The sequence below is a fragment of the uncultured Fibrobacter sp. genome (assembly GCF_946062555.1).
Taxonomy (GTDB): domain Bacteria; phylum Fibrobacterota; class Fibrobacteria; order Fibrobacterales; family Fibrobacteraceae; genus Fibrobacter.
In genome coordinates this window covers 1-24,046 of the sequence record NZ_CAMGVQ010000053.1, presented here as the reverse complement: position 1 = coordinate 24,046, position 24,046 = coordinate 1, and the positions used below count along the sequence as shown (strand labels likewise).

At 52.1% G+C, this 24,046-nt stretch carries 15 protein-coding genes and 2 tRNA genes; 6 read left to right on the top strand and 11 right to left on the bottom strand.

Annotation, left to right across the window (positions count from 1 at the left end):
- Nucleotides 1–647 (bottom strand): hypothetical protein (locus Q0P86_RS13160; RefSeq protein WP_295040055.1); only part of this gene is annotated, 647 nt, incomplete at its 3' end.
- Between the two features lie 109 nt (nucleotides 648–756).
- On the opposite strand from Q0P86_RS13160, the gene Q0P86_RS13155 reads away from it, so the two are divergent.
- Nucleotides 757–2,886: a glycoside hydrolase family 30 beta sandwich domain-containing protein gene (locus Q0P86_RS13155; RefSeq protein ID WP_295040053.1), complete on the top strand. Its 2,130-nt coding sequence runs from the start codon at nucleotides 757–759 to the stop codon at nucleotides 2,884–2,886.
- Between the two features lie 107 nt (nucleotides 2,887–2,993).
- Here Q0P86_RS13155 and Q0P86_RS13150 read toward each other — a convergent pair whose 3' ends face one another.
- The 6 genes from Q0P86_RS13150 to Q0P86_RS13125 form a co-directional block, all read right to left on the bottom strand.
- Entirely contained in the window at nucleotides 2,994–3,632 is a 639-nt protein-coding gene (locus Q0P86_RS13150) for a hypothetical protein (protein ID WP_073318447.1), read from the bottom strand.
- A gap of 139 nt (nucleotides 3,633–3,771) precedes the next feature.
- Complete coding sequence (murI, locus tag Q0P86_RS13145; RefSeq protein WP_290995753.1) at nucleotides 3,772–4,581, bottom strand: glutamate racemase; 810 nt, start codon at nucleotides 4,579–4,581, stop codon at nucleotides 3,772–3,774.
- The gene (locus Q0P86_RS13140) at nucleotides 4,578–6,935 is read right to left on the bottom strand and encodes a UvrD-helicase domain-containing protein (protein WP_295040050.1); all 2,358 of its coding nucleotides are present in this window, start codon (nucleotides 6,933–6,935) and stop codon (nucleotides 4,578–4,580) included. Before Q0P86_RS13140 ends, murI begins: the two co-directional genes overlap by 4 nt.
- 101 nt (nucleotides 6,936–7,036) lie before the next feature.
- Nucleotides 7,037–8,050 (bottom strand): lysylphosphatidylglycerol synthase transmembrane domain-containing protein, encoded by a 1,014-nt coding sequence (locus Q0P86_RS13135; RefSeq protein ID WP_294111614.1) that lies wholly within the window; start codon nucleotides 8,048–8,050, stop codon nucleotides 7,037–7,039.
- Nucleotides 8,043–9,179 (bottom strand): glycosyltransferase family 4 protein, encoded by a 1,137-nt coding sequence (locus tag Q0P86_RS13130; RefSeq protein ID WP_294111612.1) that lies wholly within the window; start codon nucleotides 9,177–9,179, stop codon nucleotides 8,043–8,045. The genes Q0P86_RS13135 and Q0P86_RS13130 overlap by 8 nt, the downstream gene beginning before the upstream one ends.
- A 3-nt stretch (nucleotides 9,180–9,182) precedes the next feature.
- Complete coding sequence (locus Q0P86_RS13125) at nucleotides 9,183–9,962, bottom strand: class I SAM-dependent methyltransferase (protein WP_290995748.1); 780 nt, start codon at nucleotides 9,960–9,962, stop codon at nucleotides 9,183–9,185.
- 643 nt (nucleotides 9,963–10,605) lie between these two features.
- Here Q0P86_RS13125 and Q0P86_RS13120 point away from each other — a divergent pair.
- A complete protein-coding gene (locus Q0P86_RS13120) occupies nucleotides 10,606–11,418 on the top strand; it encodes an RNA polymerase sigma factor RpoD/SigA (RefSeq protein ID WP_072977829.1) in 813 nt (270 codons plus the stop codon).
- 212 nt (nucleotides 11,419–11,630) lie between these two features.
- Here the strand turns inward: Q0P86_RS13120 and Q0P86_RS13115 are convergent, their stop codons facing one another.
- From Q0P86_RS13115 to hemW, 3 genes are all read right to left on the bottom strand, one after another.
- On the bottom strand, nucleotides 11,631–15,791 hold the full coding sequence (locus tag Q0P86_RS13115) for a hypothetical protein (RefSeq protein WP_295040047.1): 4,161 nt from the start codon (nucleotides 15,789–15,791) through the stop codon (nucleotides 11,631–11,633).
- A gap of 27 nt (nucleotides 15,792–15,818) precedes the next feature.
- On the bottom strand, nucleotides 15,819–18,560 hold the full coding sequence (locus tag Q0P86_RS13110; RefSeq protein ID WP_295040046.1) for a hypothetical protein: 2,742 nt from the start codon (nucleotides 18,558–18,560) through the stop codon (nucleotides 15,819–15,821).
- Between the two features lie 137 nt (nucleotides 18,561–18,697).
- A complete protein-coding gene (hemW, locus tag Q0P86_RS13105; RefSeq protein ID WP_290995745.1) occupies nucleotides 18,698–19,855 on the bottom strand; it encodes a radical SAM family heme chaperone HemW in 1,158 nt (385 codons plus the stop codon).
- 256 nt (nucleotides 19,856–20,111) lie between these two features.
- Here hemW and Q0P86_RS13100 point away from each other — a divergent pair, with 256 nt between their 5' ends.
- From Q0P86_RS13100 to Q0P86_RS13085, 4 genes are all read left to right on the top strand, one after another.
- The gene (locus Q0P86_RS13100) at nucleotides 20,112–21,188 is read left to right on the top strand and encodes an adenylate/guanylate cyclase domain-containing protein (RefSeq protein WP_290995744.1); all 1,077 of its coding nucleotides are present in this window, start codon (nucleotides 20,112–20,114) and stop codon (nucleotides 21,186–21,188) included.
- Nucleotides 21,189–21,219: 31 nt separating this feature from the next.
- A tRNA-Gly gene (locus Q0P86_RS13095) sits at nucleotides 21,220–21,292 on the top strand.
- A gap of 275 nt (nucleotides 21,293–21,567) precedes the next feature.
- Nucleotides 21,568–22,587, top strand: a complete 1,020-nt coding sequence (gene galE / locus Q0P86_RS13090; RefSeq protein WP_295040041.1) for a UDP-glucose 4-epimerase GalE — start codon at nucleotides 21,568–21,570, stop codon at nucleotides 22,585–22,587.
- Nucleotides 22,588–22,681: 94 nt separating this feature from the next.
- A tRNA-Gly gene (locus Q0P86_RS13085) sits at nucleotides 22,682–22,754 on the top strand.
- A gap of 522 nt (nucleotides 22,755–23,276) precedes the next feature.
- Here Q0P86_RS13085 and Q0P86_RS13080 read toward each other — a convergent pair.
- The gene (locus tag Q0P86_RS13080; protein WP_295040039.1) at nucleotides 23,277–23,819 is read right to left on the bottom strand and encodes a hypothetical protein; all 543 of its coding nucleotides are present in this window, start codon (nucleotides 23,817–23,819) and stop codon (nucleotides 23,277–23,279) included.
- Nucleotides 23,820–24,046: the final 227 nt, after the last annotated feature.

Genomic DNA, 24,046 nt, shown 5'->3' with positions numbered 1-24,046 from the left:
TGAAAGTCGCTGCACTGAAAGTGCAGGGTTTTAACCATTTTTTGGACAATAAAATTCCAGTCATGAAAATCGTACGGAGCCTCGGCACCGGTACCGCCGCTAATCAGAGTCAGTTTCATGTGCAAGGCATCGTCAATATACACCGCCACATCGATAAAGTTTTCGAACGCCCACCAAAGCGCCACCGACGCCCCTAAAATATCGCGCGGTTTAATCCACAACGCAAAGCAGAATACCAGCGGCATGATTATCTGGAACAGCGAACCGCCCAGCGAATGCAACACTCGATTTCCGAAAAAAGAAAACACAATATGTCCCGTTTCGTGCACCGGCAAATTTAGGCAATGCAGATACTGGGCAATCCAAGCATCATAACCATCGCGCATCAGTTGCACCGTAAAAAAGATCATCAACACGACGAGCAATAATCGGAACGGAATAAAATGCGCACCGCCAAGCGTTTTGGGGTACAATAAAAACTGAACCACCACGGGCCACGTTCCGGGATCATCCAGGCGAAATGCCGAAGGGGCTTCGCGCTTAACCGTCACCAAGTTCAGCGGGACCTGATCGGTCGCCTTCGACAACTTTGGTGCCGTCCCTGTTAACCGCTCTTCAAGAATTTTCGGGGTGTTTTCGTCCTTCATACGCCTAAATATATATTGTTCTCTTTAAAAGACAACACTTTTTTAAACCAGGTCTCTACACAAACCCTTCCAAAAAATTTATTTTCGCTACAAAAACAAGGATGTGTGTATGAAATCAAACTTTAGAATGGCTGCAATCGCAACCATTTCGGCTCTTGCCGCCACGACCATGACGCAAGCCGCAAGCATTACTGTAGACCCCTCTGCCACGAAACAACAAATCATCGGCTTCGGCGCCGGCTCCGTTTATTATCAAAACTGGATTACCGCACTCGGCACCACAACGCAAGAAGCCCTCTACGACACCGCCTTCACCGGCCTGAATCTGTCGCTACTTCGTGTTGGCAACTGGCTGCAGGACGAATCCAAGGGTGTAAGCAAGGACGACATCAAGATCGTAACCGCAGGCAAGAAACGCCTCGGAAGCCACATGAAAATTGAAATGTCCAGCTGGTCTGCACCGGCAAGCCTCAAACCGAGCGGAGACATCAACGGCAAAAAAGACGGCGTCTTCTACCCCGGCAAAAGTTCCACATTAAAAACATCATCTTCCGATCCCTACGGCAAGTACGCCTACCGCGAATTCGCCAGCTGGTGGAAGCGTTCCTACCAGGCTTACGAAGCAGCGGGCATCGCTCCCGACTACATCAGTTTCCAGAATGAGCCGGACATGTTCGCCGAATACGAAGAGACCCTGTTTACCCCGACGGAAAACGACACCTCCGCAGGTTACGCCCAGGCACTCAGGGCCATGCGAGACACTATGAACACCCTCGCGAATCCGCCTAAGATTCTTGGCCCGGAACCTCTCGGCATCGGTTACACCAACTTCCAGAAATACATGAAGGCGCTCGACGACAAGAACCTTGACGGCTACGCCTACCACCTATACCATGCAGGCGACGGAAACGACAATTCCCTCGCGAACTACATGAGCCCCGAAAACTTCCGCAGTCCCATGAAGGCTATCGCCACCAGCTACGGTTCCGACGCCCGCCCCATCATCATGACCGAATTCTGCTCCATGGAAGAAAACGGCAAGGAAGAATACATGACTGGCCTCGCACACATTATGCAGGTTGGCTTTACCGACGGCAAGCTCAACGGCTACATCGCCTGGGAACTTTTCTGGGGCGAAGGCAAGGGACAGCTGATCGGAGTCTGCACCAAGGGCTGGGGCAGCTGCACCGAAGACCAAATCAACATCAGCCCCGAATACCACGCCATGCGCCACTACTCCAAGTTCGTGAATCCGGGCTGGCGCGTCGTAAGTTCCACTTCCGAAGGTAACGGGCTCTATGCAGTCGCCTTCCGCAGCGCCGACTGCGACTCTATCACCGTGGTCGCCATCAACGAAAACAGTTCGAGCTTAAGCCTGAACGCCCCCAGCGTTAACGGATACAACGCCGTATACGCCGTGCAGTCCGTCGAAAACGGAAGCAAGAGCAAGGACATTGCCACCAGCGTGAGCTACAGCCTGCCGGCAAATTCCATCACGACTTTCGTCTACACGACCAGCAACACCGCCGCTCTTTCCTGCGAAGATTCCCCGATTGTGGACCCCTACAAGCCCGCCGATGTCGGTGACACAATAGTCCTCATCGACTACGCCACCACCAATACGGTTTCCAACTGGAGCGGCGACTTTACCGTAACTTACGGCACCAAGGCTATCGACGGTGTAAGCAGCTACGCAACGGTTCCTCTGGCAGGTTGCGAACAAGGTAGCGACGACTGCAGTTACCAGCACGCAATCTTCGAAGTTCCCGCTAATGCATCCGACGCGCTTGCGACCTGCAGCGAGCTCGTTATCACCATGCACAGCCAAGATGACACGACGACCTACGTCAACGTGGGCGGAGCCGGTTCCGAATGGATCAGCTACGAATATGGCAGACAGGCCGGCAGCAGTTCCTGGACCGAATCCACGGTCGACCTCACCAACGAAGCTGAAAACGGATCCTCGAAGATTACCTTCAACAGCAACGGTTCCGGCGTCTATATTTCCAAGATTATCGCAACCGGTTGCGGCGGCAGCTCCGCCATCAAGAACATCCGCACAAACTTCGCCAGCAACATGAACGCAAACGCCAAGGTGTTCGACCTGAACGGCAACCTCGTATGGAGTGGCCTCAAGGGCCAGGCTCTGAACGCCGACGGCACGCTCCGTCTGAATCTCCGCCAGGGCATGTACCTCGTGAAGACAAAGGATACGACGGCGAAGGCGGTAAAAAAGTAGGAAGTTTGAAGTTGGAAGTAAACAGTATTTTTCTTTCTATCGTCTACTTCCTACTCAACAAAAAAGCGGGCTAAAGCCCGCTTTTTTTCGTTGCGAAAGCGACGGCATTACCCTTCTTCGAGAGCTTCCTTGTATTCGTCGACCGTCGCGATGTATTCGTCGATCATATCGTCCTTGGAATCCAGGTAAGAAAGGATCTGTTCCAGGTGTTCCTTCTTGAACACGGCCTTGAGCTGACGGCTGGCATGTCCGCGGTAGCCCCATTCCTTGAGGATTTCATCGGTCACCACGAAAGCATCGTTCATGGACACAAAGCGCATCGGGCCATAGACAGCCCAGTTGTGTTCCATCTGCATGCATTCCGGTTCTTCAAGTTCCGGGTTGGCCATGTAGCGCTGGATGTGGCGGGTACGCACATCCTTGATCTTGTCGATGCGCATATAACCCATAATCAAGTACTTGTTGCGAAGTTCGGAATCGCTCAGGCCTTCGTAACGGGTGCCGAACAGAATGTAACGGCTCTTAGCCTTGAGGATTGCATTGATTGCCTTCACGTTATAGCAGCTCATCAGGCCATAGGTGCTGGTTTCGTAGTTGGGTTCGTAAAGAAAACCCTTGCCGTTTTCGTTGAGCTGGTCGCGGACCGGCATTTCGGACTGGTGGCTGGTTTCGACGTAGAGCAGGCTACCGGCAGCGTTGCCGCGATAATCCTGCCAACCTTCGAGATTGATCTGTGTTTTAGGCATTTGTCATCCACTCTAGTTAGGTTAAACTTTGGGAACCCCGAATTTTTGGTCCGGGGTCCCCTTTTTATATAAATCCCACAAGCGGACTACTTATGGTAGTCCGTTGCTTATTCCAATACGCAAGATACAAAAAAATAAGCTAGAAGGTAATCGATTCCGCCGAAAAACCCGTCATTCCAAAGAGCGAGGCCCCTTTTTCGAAGAATTTCGCGGTATCGGTGGTCAAAAATCGGGTTTTTCCATTTTTTGTAAGACGATTTTCCATTTCTGGATGCCGTCTCAGGTAGTCCACCGTCTTTTCAGCCACGATATCCCCCTGGAAAACCAGACGTACCTTCTCGGGCAAAGCAGCACGGATCGCCCCTTCCAGAAGCGGGTAATGCGTACACGCCAACAGGAGCGTATCGATTTCGGGATCTTCGACAAGCAGGGCATCGATATCCTTCTTCACAAAGAACTTCGCCCCCTCGGACTCCCTTTCACCGTACTCGACCAGCGGAACCCACATGGGGCAGGCATGCTGCGTCACCTGCAGCTCCGGGTAGAAATGCTTGATTTCAATCAGGTAACTGCCCGAAGAAACCGTTCCCGCCGTCCCGAAAATGCCAATGTGCCCCGACCGGCTGAACCTGCCGATTTCTTCGGCGGTGGGTCGCACAATGCCAAGCACGCGCTTATCGGGGAATTCGTAAGGGAGTACATCCTGCTGGATGCTCCGGAGCGCCTTGGCAGATGCCGTATTGCAGGCGAGAATCACCAACGGACAGCCACGGCTGAACAGCTCGCGCACCGCCTGCAGCGTATAACGGAAAATCGTCTCGAAACTGCGGGAGCCATAAGGGGCGCGGGCATTGTCGCCCAGGTAAAGGTAATCGTACTGTGGAAGCGCCTTCTGCAAATTCCGGAGAATCGTGAGGCCCCCAAAACCCGAATCGAACACGCCGATCACAGGGCATCCTCCATCATCTTGTGGACCATGGGGAGCATGTGAACCTTGGGGTCGAACTTCTCGTTTTCCCTACGGCATTCCAGGACATCGACCGGAGCAAGAATCTTCACGTTCACCTTGCGGCGACCCCAATCCTTGCGGCGTTCCCACACGGGGCCGGAGCCCTTGATGACAAGCGGCAACAGGATTGCATCGTTTTCACAAGCGAAACGGAAAACTCCACTCTTGAAACTGCCGAGCGCACCGGTCTTGCTGCGGGTCCCTTCCGGGAAAATAAACACGCGGACCGCATTTCCCCTTTCGGCAATTGCCTCGCGCACTGCCTTGGCGGCACCGCCCTTTTCACGATTCACCAGGATGCAGCCAATCTTATGCATCCAGAAATGCAGAAACGGGATACGACCGAGAGACTTTTTCGCGACAAAGCCCACCGTCTTCTGAATCGCCAAAAACACGATCGGGATATCGGCAAAGGAATTATGGTTCCCTACAATAAACACGGGACGGGTCCAATCCACCTTACCGAGCTGCGCCTGGTCTTCGATCGTCAAGTCCACCCGCAGCCGCCTCATGCAGAATTTCGAGAAGTCCTGAATCTTATGGTCCAGCCACACCCCGAAATTCTTGCCGTAATAAGGCTTGGTAAACGGCAGAGTCAGTATATACATCAGCATATACCCAAGCACTGTCGCGGCAACATAAATTCTAAACAAAATAACAGGCATCTTGAATTTTGAATCCCGACCCCGGGTTTTCTCCGATACGGCTGTCCACCCTTTTGGGGGGAGGGCAAGGGGCGTCGTACCGCGAGGCAAAAAACGCGACCGTCTGAATCGACGAAGTTTGCCTTTCCAGAATCTACATTTGCAATATAACAAAAATAGGCAAGCCTCGGCACGGGTCACCCCCACATAATAAAGCCTCCGTTCCTCATCGAGTTGTTTCTTTCGCGCCTTACGGTCACCGGTACATTCGCCGGGAGTCAGTTTTTCGCAGAGTCCCGCATAATACACCACCGCATACTGAAGCCCCTTGGACGCATGCACCGTCTCGATGTGCACCCCGTCTTCAACAGTCACTTCGGGTGCGGTCTCCCCATTTTCCGTCTCGCCCGCATCCGCCACGACATCACCTGCAATAGGAATCCCGTAGTCGCGGAGGGCCTGTTCGTAATAAAGCCGCTGCCGGTTGTAGCGCACAAGGATTGCAAAATTTTTCCACAGCAGGTCATAACCCAGCCGGAGTTCCCTGATCGATTCCACAATCTTCTGGATTTCCTCGACAGGATTGTCGGACACCCAGACTTCGGGCTTGCGGTTCTCCTTGTAAAGCGGATTGCCGCCGGAACCACTCAAGTTGCCAGCCCGGAGCATCTTGCGCAAGTGAATCGGCTTGTTCTTGAAGATATCATTCGCCAGGTACAGCACATTCGGAACCGAACGGTAATTCCATTCCAAGCGAATCTGAGTCGATTCCTTGAAGTCCTCGCAGAAGCGCTCGATGTTTCCGATGTCGGCTCCGCGGAATCCGTAAATGGCCTGGTCGTCATCGCCTACGACAAACAGCTGCTTGCGGTCGCCGAGCAAGCCTTTCACCAAACGGTACTGCGAAGGATTGATGTCCTGGTACTCATCCACCAGGATTTCTTGCCACTGTTCGCGAAAATAATTCCGAGCCGCCTCGTTGGTTTCGAGCAACCGAATCGCCGAATAAATCAAGTCTTCGAACACGACCTGCCCCGATTCGAGTACCGCGTCGCGAAGCGGTTGCAGCTTTGCCGATACCGCCTCACCGTAGCAGTCCGAAAATAGATTTTCCCGCGACACCTTGACTTTCAACTTGAGTTTCGAAAGCGCCTGCGAGAATTCCCGCTCCGAAAATTCCGTCGGCACGGGCATTTTCTTGAAGCCAATGAGCTCGTACGCATAAGGTCCCTGAGCTTGCCGAAGGGCATGTTCACTTCGGCCCTGCTCAGTGAACTTTCGGTCCGCAGCATCCACCCCTTCTGTCATCCCCGATTTAGTCGGGGATCTCCCTTCTCCGCACGGAATCTTGCACTTGAGCATGTACAGCGCAAGCGAATGGAACGTACACAGCCGCACGCCCGCGTCCGGGAACAATTTTTGCACGCGTTCCCGCATCTCGGCGGCGGCCTTTGCGGTGAAGGTCAACGCCAAGATTTTTTCAGGTTCTACACCGCAAAGAATCCTGTACTGGATTCGCTTGGTCAAGACAGAAGTCTTGCCCGAGCCGGCCCCCGCCAGAATCAACAGTTGCGCGCCTTTCTCATGGTCGTGCAGCACCGCCGCACGCTGGTCAGAATTCAATCCCTTGAGGATTTCTTCGGCGTCCATAACGCCTCGTATGGATTGGGGCGAAGTACATGTACAACGCCACCGCTATCTAATAACCGTCGCATGCCCCAACGCTTCAGTCCAAGGCACGCGCCGTCGAATTATTTCGGCTCGTTCGTATTCGTTTTTGCAACAGGGCTTCCGCCGAGCAAAAAGACAAATGCACCGAACAGGCTCAGCACCAGGCTCACAAAGTAAGCGAGCAGCTGAATCACCACCGATTCAAGCCCCGGCACCCCGGCACGCGCAAACAGCGACTGCGCCAAAAGTTCACGCGGACCAAAACCGCCAATCGAAATCGGAAGCGCACTCACGATTGCAACGAGCGGGATGTAGTAAAAGTACCACGAAATCGAGAGGTCCACGCCGACCGCGATTCCGCAAAAATAGTGAACAAAAATGCGCAACGACTGAGTCACCGCCGAAAGGCCGCTAATAAGCATCCAGAGCTTTACCGAACGGAATTGCTGGAATCGTTCGAACATGTGGATCAGGCGTTCGTTAACCTTTTTCGGAAAAACCTTCGTGAGCACCTTGCACAACAAGCGCCCGAGCCTACGGCTGCAAAGGGCGGCAAACAAAGCACAGAATCCAATAAAAATCCACACCGAAGGCCACATGAACGATCGTTGCGTTTCGTCGTGCATAAAGAACATCAGGCCCATCGCAAGTGCAAACAACGTAATAAAGAAAAGTCCGAACAGGCGATCAAAGAAAGTCGCCGTAAGCCCTGCGCCCACGGTATCCTGACCTCCCTGCATGCGGATGTCATAAACCTTCTTGGCGTCGCCACCCACATTGCCCGGCATAAAGTTATTGAAGAAAAGTCCTACGTAATAAAGCTTGAGCAAATGCACGTAACCCATTTTCACGTTCTGCTTTTCGAGCAACAGTTTCCACTGCAGGCACGCCGTAAAGTTCGAAAGTCCAAGGCAGAGCACCGCGACAATCAAAGGCCACGCACTGCGGGCGCTAAAGAGCCTATACAAATCGTCGACGCTCCAGTCCGGCGCCATCACGATATTTCGGTACACAAAATAAGCCGGAACCGCAGTCACCACCAGTTTCAAGCAAAAGACCAGCACCGATTTCAGTCGGCCATTCATTTTACTCATTTCCTCCCCCTACTTGTCGCTCTATAACGGCGTCCTGCAAAATATCGAGCGTCTTCTCGGCTGCAATGTCCCAGCGGAACTCACCCGCATAACTCTTCGCCGCCGCCGAAAGTCTCGTGCGCAAATCGTCGTCGCTATAAAGCCTGTCCATTTCAGACGCGCAAGTATGAAAATCCCCCACCGGGAACAGGAGCCCCGTTTCGCCGTTTCTCACGCTGTCGCGGAGTCCCGGCACATCGCTTGCAATCGTTGTCGTTCCAAGCCTTGCAGCCTCCACTACCGTAAGGCCCCAACCTTCCTTGTAGCTCGTCTGCAAGAGCGCCACCGCTTTCTGCAACAGGGCGCGTTTCTTCGACGGCGTCACAAACCCCAAAAGTTCAACACGTTCTGTCAGTCCGCGTTCCTTGAGCCACGCCGGAATCTTTTTCAGGAGCGGACCATCGCCCGCCACTACAAGCTTTACATCAGGGTGGTTCTCGGCAAATTCTTCAAAAGCCTCGAGCGCCGTCCAAATTCCCTTGTAGCGGTGCACGCGCGAAAGCCACAAAAAATACGGCGTACTCGGCACGGCTTCGGTCGTCACGACCTGCGACGGATCCACATCGTCCGATCCATTATAAACCACCGAGATGCGGTCTTCGTCAACTCCAATTTCTTCCAGTTCGTACTTGGTGCTCGGGCTCACCACAACAAACGGCTGCTTGCGGTAGAACCACGGGATAACGCGTTCGAACGCCCACACCATAAAGGCAATCGGGAACGATGCCTCATGGAAAATGGAGCTGCGCCACAAATGGTGCATCTGCACCACCACCGGCTTCTTGGTCAAGAACGGAGTAAACAGCGGAAGCTTGTTCAAGTCCTCGACCACCACATCGAAATTGAATTCACGGTCGAGCTTGCGGACATTCTTCGCCGTCGTCAGCTGGAACAACAAATCGCCACCCTTGCGAACCACCTCGATTCCGTCCACCGTCTCGCGGGCCTTGCAGCCGGCAAAAGCTGTCGTCAGGAGCACAACCTTGTGCCCCGATTCTGCAATCTGAGAAAAAATTCGGTGAAGGTGCTTTTCGGCGCCCCCTGCGGCAGGGTGCATCCGGTCGCGGTAATTGACTACAAGGATGTTCATCGGCTAGGGCTTTCTGCCCAGGACTCCAATGCACAACTGCGTGTAGTGCATAAGCGAATTGTTTTCGAGCGAATCAAGAATCTTGTCCTTGACCTTCTGGTAGGCAGACCCTTGCAGCGGATACTTCGGCAGTTCCACGCCCACCTTGAAGCCCACTTCGCGCACAATGCGGTAAAAGAGGTTCGGGCGCATCCAGTCGCCATAATCGTAAACACATTCAAAGCCGGCATCGGTCATGAGCTTTTTCAGCTGCGGCATGGTGAACTGCTTTTCCCAACCGGCAAACCACTTGTCCATCGCAATCAGAATATGCTTGACCACGGTGTAAGGGTGAACAGTCTGTGGCACGTCGCACAGGCAATGGCCGCCATGCTTTAGAATGCGGTAGTTTTCCTTGATCAGCGGGAGCGAATCCTTAAAATGCTCGGCCAGGCCCTGATGGAACACCAGGTCAAAAGTGCAATCCGGGAACGGAGCCTTGAAGGCATCGCCACGCACAAGTTTCAAGTTATCGTAAAGATTATCCTTCGCACGAATGGCGTCCACAATCTTCAAACTGTTTTCAGCGTAATCGAGCACATAGACATCGGCACCCAAGCGGGCCAGTTCTGCGCTGTCGCGACCGGTACCGGCGCCGACCTCCAAAACCTTGAGGCCTTCGAGCTTAAAATTCTTCTTAATCGTGTTCAACACCGACGGGGACGAAGGGTAAACCTTGTCCATATCGTTCTTCTGTTGCCAAAATCTGTTCCAGACAGACTGATCGGGTTCTTTAATAGACATAGCGTGTAAAATATACTAATTCAGAATTCAGAATTCGGAAATCTTAGTTAAAAGATGCCTAAGTAGAAAGGGCTTAGTTGGTAGAACTTAGTGCTAAGAGAATCAGGAATTAGATATTGTTAAAGGGGGGGAAGTTTCCCCCTCGCTATCCTTCGGCAGCAAGGCAGAGAAAAGGTCCCTGAGCATGCCGATATACGAAACTTGGCAACTCGTTGCCTTACTTGAGTTAGGTTCGTAGGAGCAGGGCCGCTACCCCCTCTCCTAGGGCGGACAGCACTTAGCAACTTGTTGCTTAGTGCGTATGGCCACCAAGGTGGGGCGGAGCCCCAAAAACCCCACAAGACGACCGCCTCGATGGATCCCCTCCCCTATCGCGCTACGCACTCCAGGGTCGAGGATGACTTCGACGGGGCTGTCATCCTGGAGCGACTGCAAGGAGCGACGGGATCCAGGGCGACAGCAATCAAATTGTCATAAAATTATGACAAAAGTTGAATTTCGCAGACAATTATTCTATATTTCAAGACAAAATTCATAAAATCGTGACAATTTCCACTAAAATTGATACACTTTGCAATTTTTTTACACTTTTGGCACGCATCTTGCTTAAAAAAATACGATATTAAGGACATAAGGTTATAAAATGCATATTGACTCCACAGATACTACACTAAAAAGATACCTCGAAGATATTAGGCGTACGGCCCCCCTTTCCCGCGAAGAAGAACAAGTCCTTTTCCAGAAAGCCAAGGAAGGCGACAAGATCGCCCGCAAGAAGCTCATTTCCGCCAACATGCGTTTCGTGCTCAAGGTCGCCATCCAGTACCGCGGCTGCCCGATTCCGCTGCCGGACCTGGTGAGCGAAGGCGCCATGGGCCTTGTCCGCGCCATCGAATCTTTCGAACATACCCGCGGCCTTAAGTTCATCAGCTACGGCGTTTGGTGGATCAAGGCTTACATTACCCGTGCCATCAACGAACAGGGCAACCTGATTCGCTTGCCGGCGAACCAGCACCTGCGCGTGCGTAAGGCTTTGCACGAACAGAGCCGCGGTAAGGAAATCAACGAAGAAATCCGCGAACTCATCCAGATCGGTCAGCGCGGCGTTTCTTTCGACAGCCCGCTGAAGGCAGACTCCAAGGCCACTTACGCCGAAGTGCTCCCCGACGGCACCGCGACGAACCCGGAAAACGAATCCGAAATTCAGAGCGTCGAAGCCCTCGCCCGCGACCTTATGGAACAGCTTCCGGAACGCGAAGCCAAAGTGATTACCGGTATCTTCGGCATCAACCAGGAAGCCCCGCAGACACTCCGCGAAGTGGGCGAATCCATGAACATTTCCCACGAACGCGTGCGTCAGCTGCGCGACCAGGCTCTCCGCCGCATCCGCAAGTACAACAGCAAGGAATTCCTGCAAGACAAGAAGGAAGCCTTTTTGGCAGCCATTAACAAATAATGGCTGCCCTATGACGCATGGGGCTCCGGCCCCTGGACCCCTTTCCCAATCGCAGCTTATAACAAATAGGGTTCACTTCGTTTCACCCCGCAAGCCACCCCGGTTTAAGAACCGGGGCGTTTTTTTTTAGTTAGCACAAAAAAAACGGCCGCATTCTAGCAGCCGTTTCCTTTAAGATTCCAGAATTCTGAAATCCGAATTCCGGATTCCGACTATTTCTTGTGCTTCTTGCGGCGGACGCCCCACTTGTCCTTGATCTGTTCCTCGATCTTACGGTTTTCGTAACGGACAATCATCTTGAACTGGACGTTGTAAATGCCGGTTCCCACGAAGCGTCCCTTGTGATCCTTGAAGTTCCAGTTCACAAAGACCTTCTTGTCGGTTTCCAAGCAGTTACCGCCGAACTTCGGGCTGTTACACGGAACGGTAATCACCGTATCGTTCACGTACTGGCCCAGGTGATCGAAGTAGTTCACGATGAACGAGATGTACACATCTTCCGGCTTCAGGGAATCAAGCACCGACGGGTCATAGGATCCATCCGCAGAAACCTGGGCACGGTCGAGGAGCTGCGGCACGAAGCGTTCGCCCAGCTGCACGAGCTGTCCTAGCGCCCCTTCCTTCTCCATATCTTCCTTAGTCGTGGTTCCCGGCACATAGCGCAGGTTCACGGAGCTCACCGTCTGCAAGGTGTAGGTCTTGTTGCTATCCTCATCCACGATACGGTCATCGTTCGCATCGAAGCTGCCCATATTGGTAGCCTCGACCAGATGGTTCAGCAGACCGCCGATAATGACCGATTGCGGATTTTCGCCAGCAATGTTGCCGTAGTTATCCTTGATGGCATCCTTGAGTCCCTTACGCACCACAAGCGAGTCGCCCGGCATAATGGTTCCCTGGCTACCATTGAACACCAGCTTTGCGCTCAATCCATCCGGCGACCAGTCGATACGCGTCGGATTGAGCTCAATCGTTTCTTCACCATGGATATAGGAGAAGTAGTCATTGCTCTTAAGGCTCTTATGGTTTATCGCTTCGGAGAACACCACCAACAAGGTATCCGCCTTCTTGCCGTAGCTCAACGTAGCGCTTGCAACGACAGGGGACATCTTGTCGACCAGGGGAGCAGATTCTTCGTTCACGAATGTTTCGTCAAAGACCTTGTAATAGGTATAAACGTTTGCCTGAGGCAGGTTGTCGCTGATGCTCGTAACGCCTTCCGCCAAACGGGTCGGAGACACCACTTCCCAAATCACCCGGGTCGAATCATTCGGGTCAAGCTTCAGGTCAGCAGGCTGCGCCTGCAACTGGATCATCATACCGCGATAGCTGTACCACGGGAACGACATATAGAGCGTACTATCGATATCCGCCTGGGTCAGCTTTCTGTCGAACACAGCCACGATCCTATCCAGGACGCCATCTCCGTCGGTATCCCAGTATTCCACGTTCTTGGACGACGGGAAGCGTTCCACCACCTTGACAGCCACTTCGCGTTCGTATTCGTCGGAGGTAATATTCGGCAGACTCTCAAAGGTCACGCTCGGATAGAGAGACACACTATCCTTGAACGCGCCCTTCAGCTTGAAGGTCTTGCCGACCAAGATTACAATATCCTTCGCGGGCATATAGACCTTAAGCACTTCGTCCAGCCCATACCGAGCCCCTTCCTGCTTGAGCATCACAAGCATGTCGGGAGAATTAACATCAACCGGCATCAGGTCAATATTGAACTGCAGGAACAGAGAGTCAAGGCCGTTCGCGTTACGGATAGCATAAGCGTCCTTAATCACGTTGCTGCCCACTTCCGTCACAGGAGCCTCGCGGAGATAAGTCGCCCCCGTTCCAGCCTTATCAGCGTAAGTGATCAACGCCTTGGCATCCTTCGGGAACTCACCCACGCCCGGCAAATTCAATCCGCCCACATCTACCTGAATTCGGTCACCCTTGATTGTCGGGTTGACACAGTCATAGGTCTTTCCGCCAACGACAAGCTTGACTCCATCCAGGTAATAGCTATCGGGCAAGGTATCCTTCAAGAGAATTTCCAGGTAGTCAAACGCCATGTCATCATCGGAATCCTTGATGTAGCCCATGCGGCTATCCGGAATCGGGTCGTAGAAGTTGATGTTGTCGATAATAACCATCTCTCCTCCGCCGTACACCTTGATGGTACCGCCATTGACCACCTGATTGGCCGTCACGAAAATCGTGACGCTGCCATCGGCATTCACGACCAGTTTGTCGGTGATTTTGCCGTTGCTCGGATCAACCAGTTTTACATTCTGACCCGGCACCAGCGTCAAGGAATCCGCCGAACCGAAATATTCCTTCACCTTATCCGGATCCAGCGTAATGGCGATAATGTCACCGACCTTAGCCGAATCCAGGCCAGAATCAAAGCGTAAATCCATCGGAATACCCTTCGGATCGTCCGTCAGCAGATAGCTGTTGCCTGCAATGACCACAATCTTCGGGTTATTCGGATCAGGATCCGTGGGTTCCATCACCACGGTCTTCTTGACCAAGGAATCTCCCTTCTCGAAGTCATCGGCAGACGGGTAGTTATCCAGGCCAGAATCATCACCGTAATCAACATCGTCTGCACCATAGTACATTCTCGAAGAACTCGACCTAACGTCGACATCGTCGCCCGAACCATGGAACCCGCTCGAAGACGACGGATTATCGACATCTTCGCCATTACCGTTGCCCCTCGAAGAGCTGCTGTTACCATTGCCGCCGTTGCTGCCGGAGCTGTTACCGGTGCTATTGCTGCTGCCGCCGTTGCTGCCGGAGCTGTCACCGGTGCTATTGCTGCTGCCGCCGTTGCTGCCGGAGCTGTTACCGGTGCTATTGCTGCTGCCGCCGTTGCTGCCGGAGCTGTTACCGGTGCTATTGCTGCTGCCGCCGTTGCTGCCGGAGCTGTCACCGGTGCTATTGCTGCTGCCGCCGTTGCTACCGGAGCTGTTGCCGGTACTATTGCTGCTGCCACCATTTCCGGTACTGCTGCTGGACTTCGCGCTGCTAGATGACTCCTGGTATTCCACCAGAGACGAGCTACTCTGCGAAGCGCTGGATATTTCATCTTCGCCCGTATTGCCACCCTGACGTATAAAGCCTACGCCCGAAAGCGGAGCCAGGTCATCCAGATAATTATCTATCCATTGTACATGAACAAGCACATTGTCGTTGATTTGCTTTTTCGGGTTTGCCGCATAGTCCACAAAAATCATGTGTCCCGTATTGGACGCCACGAACAAATGGCCGTACCCGTCAGTCGTTCCCTGGTCCAGACGCCAACCTACATTTGGCGTTCTCGGGCCAGATAAGTTTTCCCTGGTTTCGGTAAAGAAAAAGTCGCGGAGGTCAATCGTAGCCAACACTTTCGCCTGCTGATTTCCTGCCATATCCTTGTAAGGCTGAATCTGCACAATGCGCGAACCTCCGAACACGAAGATTGTCTTGGAGTAGGTATCGTACGCACCACCATGGGAGCCTTCAAGGGAGTCAATCAAGATTTTCGTTCCCACCGACGTAATGACTGATTCTCCAATTTCCCCACCAATGTTCGCCTGGTTTTCGCGAGTTACCTCAGTCCAAGTCGTATCGGTAAACACGCCGAAATAGGCATTCGCCGAACTCGCCTTACGGCGAGCCGAATCACAGGCTGCATAACCATTGCCCGCTTCGCATCCACCACCCGCATAATCGGAATAGGTAAAGAAGGCGGTTCCATCGCCATCCCAAATCACGGTCGACAGCTTGTCATCCTTACGGCGGTTCGTAGATTTCGGACGAAGGGTCACCTTGTAACCGTTCGACGCAAAATTACCCACCGACGGGTCGATTTTTGTGGAATAACGGAACAGGTAACCAGGAATTCCCGCAGCCCACAACCATTTCTGGTTCGGGTCCATCATGAGGTGCCAAAAACCGTTTGTATATTGCTTTGGATACGACGTCTTGACCAGACACTGTTTACTAGAGTCTTTCGCCGTCTTGTTCACCTTATGAATTTCCCTATTCTGGCCAGCAATCAGGAGGTCTCCATCGGGATGGTGCACAATACCGTCAGCACCGACAAGTCCGTCGTTCATCGTACAAAGAGTCTTCTTGTCCGACGGTTTCATAAGCAGGTAGCCCGCACCATCGTACTGGTAGCTGATACTCTTCACACGGTCATTTTCCTCGTACTTGGTATAGTACAAGGTCGCCTTTGTCGCAGCATGCGGCACAATATCGCCCACCTGCTGAATCCAGATACCCGTCGCCGGGTTTTCGGGCGGCGGCAGAGAAACCGACGACTGAGCCGCAGCACCTGCGGCCATCGCGAGCAACATTGTCGATAAGTATTTCACAGTCTTCATCATGTTCGTACCCTCGGAAAGAATCCCCAACTAGTGCTTCCTAGAAGAAATGCCCCATCTAAAGATTCTTTCAACTTTAAAATCATCCTTGGTGCCGTAGACCTTGATCTTGAACTTCGCCAAATAAATTCCCGCGCCGACCCTGCGACCGTTATCGGAACGCATATTCCAACGCACATAAAGCTTATCCGGATTTTCGAGGCAGTTGCCTTCGAAGAACGGATCGTTACAGTCGATATTTCCCGAGGCGCCACCCACATAGGCACCCAGGTTCGTGTAGACATACAGTTCCCAGGTCAAGCCGATCTTGTCCATATTCGGAACGGACGCTCCAACGGAATCATCCTTAGACATAATGGTCGAGAAGGCGACATCCATCAGCACTCCGAGGGAAGACTGGTCGGACGCTTCCTTGTCATTCTTCACATGTTCGATGGTAAAGGGCTTGACGCGATCGCTGAGTTCTTCAGCCTTGTTCAAGTCTGCAAAGGAATTTGTCTTCATGATAACGCGGGGATCGCCTTCAACCATTACAGCCGGCGCACGTTCGGAGACCCTGTTGCCCTTCTTGTCTACCAAGCCATTGGTAAAGTTGTCGAAACGCACGGAATCCGCAGGATTCATTCGGGAAGACAAGTCTTCGCCCGCTTCCATAAACAGCGTCACCGTACGGCCATTGTCGCTCCATTCCGCAGAGCTCAAGTTGTAATGCACCCACTGTCCGTCGACATAGAACGCGAGGCAGTCATCAGACAGTGTTGCGTTCTTGTAGTCCATTGCCTCGGAGAACGTTACCTTGAACTTGTCCGGTTCCATTTCCTGGAACGATTCCGGTTGCAGGAAAGTCGAAGAAATCACAGGCGGCATGTAGTCACGCATATTGTAATCTGCCGATTCCGTCGTATCCTTGCCATTGACCGAGAGCTTGTTCGAAATCGTCGCGTAACCATACTCAATTTTTCCGCCCTTGGAATAGGACTTGTCAATGCCCGTAAGCATTTCCTTGACATCGTATTTTTCCGGATTATCGAGCGCATAACCCAGCACGCGACCATCCGCCGAAATCGTAAGATCCGCAAGGTTCGGCTTGATTGCAAGCAATTCGCAGTCGCCATCGAGCCAGTAGAACGTGATGTCCATATTCTTCAGGTCTTCTTCGGTAATCGGAGTTTCAAAGCCGACCGAAGCGCTGTCCATCCGGCCATCGCCATCGCGGTCATAGAAACCGTTATTTTCGTTGTCGACCAAGACGCGGCCCGCATTCTGCACCGGAACTTCCTGGTTGTTCTTGTTTGTCGGAACTCCGTCGGCGGCAGTCAAGATTCCGTCCGGACATTCGGCAGCACAGACCGTCTCGATTTTGAGCATATCGCCCACACGCACGATACCCGTATCCACTACGAACGCCCACAGGTTACCGTCCTTCATGAACGCCGTCACATCAATCGAGGATCCATTCAGTTTCAAACCGCGACCGGTCGTCCACGATGTATCCATATCCTTGTTGAATCGAACAAGCAGAGTGTCGGTTGCGCTTCCCGTATTTCCCTTAATCAAGGTTGCTTCTTGGATGGCTGCTCCAATGCTATCGGCGAGAGCCGTCTGCAGTGTTTCGCAACGGTTTCCGACCGTTGTGCAGACAAAGGCCTTGACCGCACCCGTCGCAGAATCTTTCTGCAATTCAACCTTCACGTCGGGGAGCCCGTACATGTCTTTTTTCTGCTTGACGTCACCGCTATACTTTTCAAAGGAATCGTCGCTCGGCCAGCTGTAGTAGAAGGAATCCACCGAGACCGAGTCCATCTTGCCGCCAAACCAGGTCGCAATGCTGTCGCCAATGCCGTCGCCATCGGTATCAAAAATGGCTGCGCTATCCAAGGTCGGCATATCGGGGTTCGTGAACTGGTATTCGCCGGGGAACGGATTTTTCAAGATAAACTCGTTATTGTTCAAGCTGTCCGGGAAAGCGTTCATCGTGAAAGTCGAACCGTCACTGATAGCCTTGGTCGAAACCACCATGAACTTGCCCTTGCCGTCCTTGATATCCAAGCGGATCGTTCCGTCGGACAGTTTCAGGTTCTTGCCGCCTTCGCTCAGGAACATCATCGATTCGCTCTGTCCTTCTGCCGTAATGTAAAAGGTCCTCTGGAGAGCCGAGTCAACGCGGCCCTTCGCACGGCCGATCGGGATGATGGCCTCGACATCGACATGCATCGTATCGCCCACCTCGTAGGACATCTGCGACTTGCTGGTAATTTCCTTGCCCTCGACATAGTACTTCAGGTACGGGACATAGAAATTGTAGATGAGGCTCACCTTCGGGTTCGAACCCGCCGCATCATCCGACGTACCCAGCGGGAAATTGTTCAACTCGTAGCGGCTTCCGATTCGGACATTCACGAGACCGGTTTCGTCATCAGCCTTTACCGCCATAAGGTTCTTGAGGATAGCCTCTTCCTTAGGAAGTTTCGAGTCAGCCAATTCAAGCGTCAAAGAATCACGGCCCAGGCCTTTTTCATTCGGGGCATACACATAAAACGTAGCCCCCTTGATTGCAGCCGACTTGTTAAACGGATTTTCTCCGGGAGGAACCACCCACAACTGAGGACCGCGGTCATCCCAAATACGGTAATACTTGCACAAGTACTTATCTTCGTCGGGAACCGATTCGTAGTCCGTACAGTCCGGATAATCCAACGCAAAAACTCCTGTCGAAAAACTCAGCATCGACAGCAGAATCAGCGAAAGAAAATTTGTCTTGACTCGCAACATTACGACCTCGGCAAAAAACTGAACACACGCAAAAAAAATTTTGCATAGCACACATTCCAAAGATATGATTTTTTTTTAGAAAACGCATAACAAAAATTATAGTTGTGACACGTATCTCACCCGCATTCCAAAGCGGATTATTCCAAGTTGGAATATGCGTTTGCAAGATCTGTGACGATTTCATCCATAAAAATCCAACCGCGCCCTTTCAGGTGGAGAATTCCATTTTTATTTATTACAAAATCCTTACGGATCCATTTATTCACACAAGCGGCAGAGCGAGATTCGGGATTATCGATTCCCAAGGCACGGAGATCCTCGAAACGGAGCCCCTTCGACTGCCGAAGCGAAAGCCAAATAAGCTCCATCAGTTCATCATCACGATTCAGGCGATCGACCATAAGCGCATCAGCCGGACATTCCGAATTGACATAGTCTTTCCAGCGCGGATAAATTTCGGGAGCGTAAAAACGCGTTCCTCCTATATAGCTGTGCGCACCGGGACCAAAGCCCGCGTACTCGCCACGGTCCCAATAATTCCGGTTATGGGAGCTTTCAAAACCGGGCTTCGCGAAATTCGACACTTCGTAGCGTTCAAAGCCTTTTCGTTCAAGGATTGCGACACCCCCTAGATACATCGGTTCATAAAGGTCCTCGTTCACGGATAGCTCCCCCCGTGAAACTCTGTGTCCAAGCCTGGAACGCGGAGAAACATTCAATCCATAGAAACTGACATGATTCAACGGAAAATCCGAAAGGCGGTCGACGTCGGCCAAAAAGCCATCTACGGTTTGCCCCGGAAGGTCAAACATCAGGTCGGCATTCACCTGCAAATTTGGCTTCGAGGTCAATAACCGAAGCGACTCGAGCCCCCGCTCCACCGAATGGGAGCGCCCCACCAGCTTGAGCAGGTCCGCATCGAAAGTCTGCAAGCCGAGACTCACGCGATTCACTCCAAGCGAAAGTGCCGACTCCACCGTATATTCATCCGTCGATTCCGGATTGAACTCCATCGAGACTTCACGCAAACGACCCGCAGCAACCCCCACCGATGCAAGGCATTCGAAAATTTGGCGCAGGTAAGTGGGTGGTAATGCCGAAGGAGTTCCCCCTCCAAGGTAAAGCGTCTCTGTAGCCTTCAACAGTCCCGGGCGTTCGCTTTCAAAACATACAATTTGCTTACAAATTACATCCGTATACTCTTTGTAGAGTTTAGACTGGGCCGGCATTACCCGAAAATCGCAATAATCGCAAACTTTTTTGCAAAAAGGGATGTGAAGATAGACACAAAACATGTTTTAACAATATATTTTTTTTATGCGAATGAATCTTTTGCTAAAAATTAAATTATTTATATAAGAAGTATGCGCAACGAAGAAAACATAAGTTGGAAACAAAAAATGAAGAAGCGGCTCCCGCTCCTGATTTTTTTGACGATATCCACTACGATTTTCTTCCTTGCTTCGGCCCTTCTACTTGACGAATCGTATAAAGATATTATTATTATCGCCATGATCTGGGCTCTCCCCCTATTTATTCACTGAAGGTTCCATGGCCATTACTCGACTGACGCAACGTAAATGTAAGGCCGTATGCTTTTATATCCTTAGCTGGGTTATCGCGACCCTGCTTACGTCCCTTTTATTCCAATACGGTTCCGGCAAAGGCATAGACCCCAGCCGCATGCTGTTCATGCTGCAGCTGTCCCTGTTTTCGGGACTTTCGCATGCCATCTACGATGTGATGATCCTGCAAGACGAGATGGACAAACGCCCCGTCGCCGCCGCCTTGCTGATCCGCTCCAGCTTCTTTCTGGCAAGCATCTGCGCAAACCTCACTCTCTGCATCCTCATCTGGAAGATCGACAAGAGCGAAGGGCTGATCAACGAAGCCTCGCTGCGGCAGGTGCTCGAATTCTTCAAACAACCCAGTAGCCACATCCTTATTTTCTCGCTATTCCTGCTAGGGCACCTCATCACCTTTGTGCGTTCGGTACACAAGAAATTCGGCACCCGCGTTTTCATAAACACTCTGCTCGGCAAGAACCAGGATCCCAAGGAAGAAGACCTTATCTTCATGTTCATCGACATGAAACATTCCACCGAAATCGCCGAGGAACTGGGACATGTCACCTACAGCAACTTTATCCGCGACTACTACAGGCTCCTGTCGAACTGTTGCGAAGAAAACCATGGCGAAATCTACCAAATCGCAGGTGACGGAGTGTTCCTGACCTGGAAAACGAAAGACTGCCACCGCAGGGCCCGTCCGCTGGAATGTTTCCACGACTTTGCCGAGTGTCTAGACAGAACAAAGGGGAAATTCATCAAGCGCTACGGTATCAGCCCTGCATTCAAGGCCGCCGCCCACTGCGGGAAGGTCATCTCGACCGAGGTCGGAAACTTCGGCAGCGAAATGGCGTACCACGGCGACGTGCTGAACACCACGTCCCGAATCCAGACCCTCTGCTCCAAGCTCGGACAGGATTTCTTGATTTCGGAAGACCTCTTCGCCAAGCTTCCGCTCCCCCTTCCCCATGGATTTTTGTGCGTAAAAGCGGGATTTTTCGAACTTCGGGGCAAAAAAAATGGAATTTTGATTTTTTCTTTGCACCAACCCTTGACATAGCCACCTAATTATTCTATAATTGGGTCACCCCGCGGGAATAGCTCAGTTGGTAGAGCACGACCTTGCCAAGGTCGGGGTCGAGGGTCCGAGTCCCTTTTCCCGCTCGAATACAAAAGAAGCCTAGCATAAAGCTAGGCCTTTTTTGTATTCGAATGATAATGGGTCGGACCCGAGACCCCTCGGGGGAGAGGGTGCGGCATAATTTGTCTCATGCACGAAGTGCGAAGAGGCAAATTATGAGCTTGAGGCAAGCGAAGCTTGCATCGAGCCCGTAGGGCGGCAAGCCAGCCGCGCAGCGGAGACTGGCGCTGCCGCAATCCCTTTTCCCGCCATTTCACCCATAATTTTATATATTTCCCCCAAAATTGAAGGACAATTTATGAAAATTGCAGTTATTGGTGGCGCAGGTTATATTGGTAGCCACACGATTATAGAACTTTATAAGGCAGGCCATTCCGTTGTCGCCGTCGACAACCTGGTGAACTCCTGCGACGAGTCACTCCGCCGAGTCGCCGAAATTGTCGGGCAAGAAATTCCCTTTATCAAGGCAGACGCCCGCGACGCAGCCGCCATGGACAAGATTTTCAAGGAAAACCACTTTGACGCCTGCATCCATTTTGCCGGGCTCAAGGCTGTAGGCGAATCAGTCCAGAAGCCGCTGGAATATTACGAAAACAACATGAACGCGACATTCGTGCTGTTGAACGCCATGCGCAACAACGGCTGCAAGAACATCATCTTCTCGTCGTCGGCCACCGTGTACGGCAATCCCGCAGAAATTCCCATCACCGAAAAATGCCCGAAGGGCGCCATCACCAACCCTTACGGCCAGACAAAGTCGATGCTGGAACAGGTACTGATCGACGTGCAGAAGGCAGCCCCCGAATGGAACGTGGTGCTGCTCCGCTACTTTAACCCGATTGGCGCCCACCCGAGCGGCCGCATCGGCGAAGACCCGAACGGCATTCCGAACAACTTAATGCCTTACATTACGCAGACCGCCGTAGGCATCCGCAAGGAACTCGGTGTGTTCGGCGACGACTACGACACCCCCGACGGAACCGGTGTGCGCGACTACATTCACATTTGCGACCTCGCCGCAGGCCACGTGAGCGCGCTCAAGGCCATCGAAAACAAGTGCGGACTCGCCATTTACAACCTGGGAACAGGCCACGGCTACTCCGTGCTCGACGTGGTGCACGCTTTTGAAAAGGTGAACGGCATCAAGGTGCCCTACAGCATCAAGCCCCGCCGCGCAGGCGACATCGCCACCTGCTACTGCAACCCCGAAAAGGCTTACAAAGAACTCGGCTGGAAGGCCCAGTTCGGCATCGAAGAAATGTGCCGCGACGCCTGGAACTGGCAAAGGAACAACCCCAACGGTTACCGCAAGGGGTAACGCCCCAAAAAGCAGCTTTTCGCAAAAAAAATTCATTTTTGCGTCACCATCCCCTTGACACCTCCGCCCAATTATTCTATAATTGGGCAACCCCGCGGGAATAGCTCAGTTGGTAGAGCACGACCTTGCCAAGGTCGGGGTCGAGGGTCCGAGTCCCTTTTCCCGCTCGAATACAAAAGAAGCCTAGCATAAAGCTAGGCCTTTTTTGTATTCGAATGATAATGGGTCGGACCCGAGACCCCTCGGGGGAGAGGGTGCGGCATAATTTGTCTCATGCACGAAGTGCGAAGAGGCAAATTATGAGCTTGAGGCAAGCGAAGCTTGCATCGAGCCCGTAGGGTTAGACCGCAACCTTGCGCCAGCAAGGAATATTGCGGGCTAACAATCCCTTTTCCCGCTCGAATACAAAAGAAGCCTAGCATAAAGCTAGGCCTTTTTTGTATTCGAATGATAATGGGTCGGACCCGAGAAGAGGGGCCGACTAAATTCTTTCGTGGGTGTTAGCCCGTGGAAAGAATTTTGAGCTTAACGCGAACGAAGTGAGTGTTGAGCCCGTAGGGCGGCAAGCCAGCCGCATAGCGGAGACTGGCGCAGCCGCAATCCCTTTGACAACTAAAAAGCCTAGTTTAAAGCTAGGCTCGCATTTATTTGAATGCTAACGGGTCAAAACTAATCGTTCTTTTGAAAAACTACAACTTGCCGAGTTCGCGAAGCATTTTCTCGTACCTGTCGGCGCGAGCCTTTTCTTCATCAGCACGGGCCTTTTCCGCATCAGCCTGCTTTTGGATTTCATTAGCACGTCGACGTTCACGGTCTACAGCAATGTCGATTTCCTGTTGCCAAGTCATATAGCGTTTCCTCGTTTCGTTGTCCGTCTGGTACCACTTCACCAAGCGATCGATGTTTTCAGTCTCTGGAGATTTTGGCATCCTTGTAGCGAAATACTCCAGATATTCCCTGATAGATTTCTCGGCTACGTCGCGGTACTTATTAAAGATATAAAAATTTTTAAAACAAAGGTCTCCCAATTCAATCTTTGGGTCATCAACTTCAAGATTCTTGAACCTGTAGACAGCTTTTCCCTGACCAAAAATATCTTCGGGACACAGGAACACGATATAGAGTTCCTTCAGGTTGTAGTACACCTCGCCCTTGTTCAGCGCCTCGCTGTCGCACATCGCCTGGTAGTAGCGAGTACGCTTGGGGATATCCTCGTTGTCTTCCATCTGCATTTGACGCCTTTGGCGTCTGCAACTACGGCTCAGTCATAATAAAATGCAAGCATTTTATTGCGACGTTCGCCTTGTATGCTATTCAATATCGAAACTGCGGAGGGTCTCTCCATCCGGCCCCGTTTCCTTTACAAAGACATCGTAGCGGATTCCCTTGTAGAACGGGCTTACGTCAATAGTCTTTTCGGGCTCGGGATCCTTGAGCTCGTGAATCCTAATGCCAAGTA

Coding starts and splice junctions, on each gene's coding strand:
- Q0P86_RS13120 (WP_072977829.1), top strand. CDS start 10,606: ATGCATATTGACTCCACAGATACTACACTAAAAAGATACCTCGAAGAT.
- Q0P86_RS13080 (WP_295040039.1), bottom strand. CDS start 23,819: ATGCAGATGGAAGACAACGAGGATATCCCCAAGCGTACTCGCTACTAC.
- Q0P86_RS13130 (WP_294111612.1), bottom strand. CDS start 9,179: ATGAACATCCTTGTAGTCAATTACCGCGACCGGATGCACCCTGCCGCA.
- Q0P86_RS13140 (WP_295040050.1), bottom strand. CDS start 6,935: ATGGACGCCGAAGAAATCCTCAAGGGATTGAATTCTGACCAGCGTGCG.
- Q0P86_RS13100 (WP_290995744.1), top strand. CDS start 20,112: ATGGCCATTACTCGACTGACGCAACGTAAATGTAAGGCCGTATGCTTT.
- hemW (WP_290995745.1), bottom strand. CDS start 19,855: ATGTTTTGTGTCTATCTTCACATCCCTTTTTGCAAAAAAGTTTGCGAT.
- Q0P86_RS13150 (WP_073318447.1), bottom strand. CDS start 3,632: ATGCCTAAAACACAGATCAATCTCGAAGGTTGGCAGGATTATCGCGGC.
- Q0P86_RS13125 (WP_290995748.1), bottom strand. CDS start 9,962: ATGTCTATTAAAGAACCCGATCAGTCTGTCTGGAACAGATTTTGGCAA.
- Q0P86_RS13135 (WP_294111614.1), bottom strand. CDS start 8,050: ATGAGTAAAATGAATGGCCGACTGAAATCGGTGCTGGTCTTTTGCTTG.
- Q0P86_RS13155 (WP_295040053.1), top strand. CDS start 757: ATGAAATCAAACTTTAGAATGGCTGCAATCGCAACCATTTCGGCTCTT.
- Q0P86_RS13115 (WP_295040047.1), bottom strand. CDS start 15,791: ATGATGAAGACTGTGAAATACTTATCGACAATGTTGCTCGCGATGGCC.
- Q0P86_RS13110 (WP_295040046.1), bottom strand. CDS start 18,560: ATGTTGCGAGTCAAGACAAATTTTCTTTCGCTGATTCTGCTGTCGATG.
- galE (WP_295040041.1), top strand. CDS start 21,568: ATGAAAATTGCAGTTATTGGTGGCGCAGGTTATATTGGTAGCCACACG.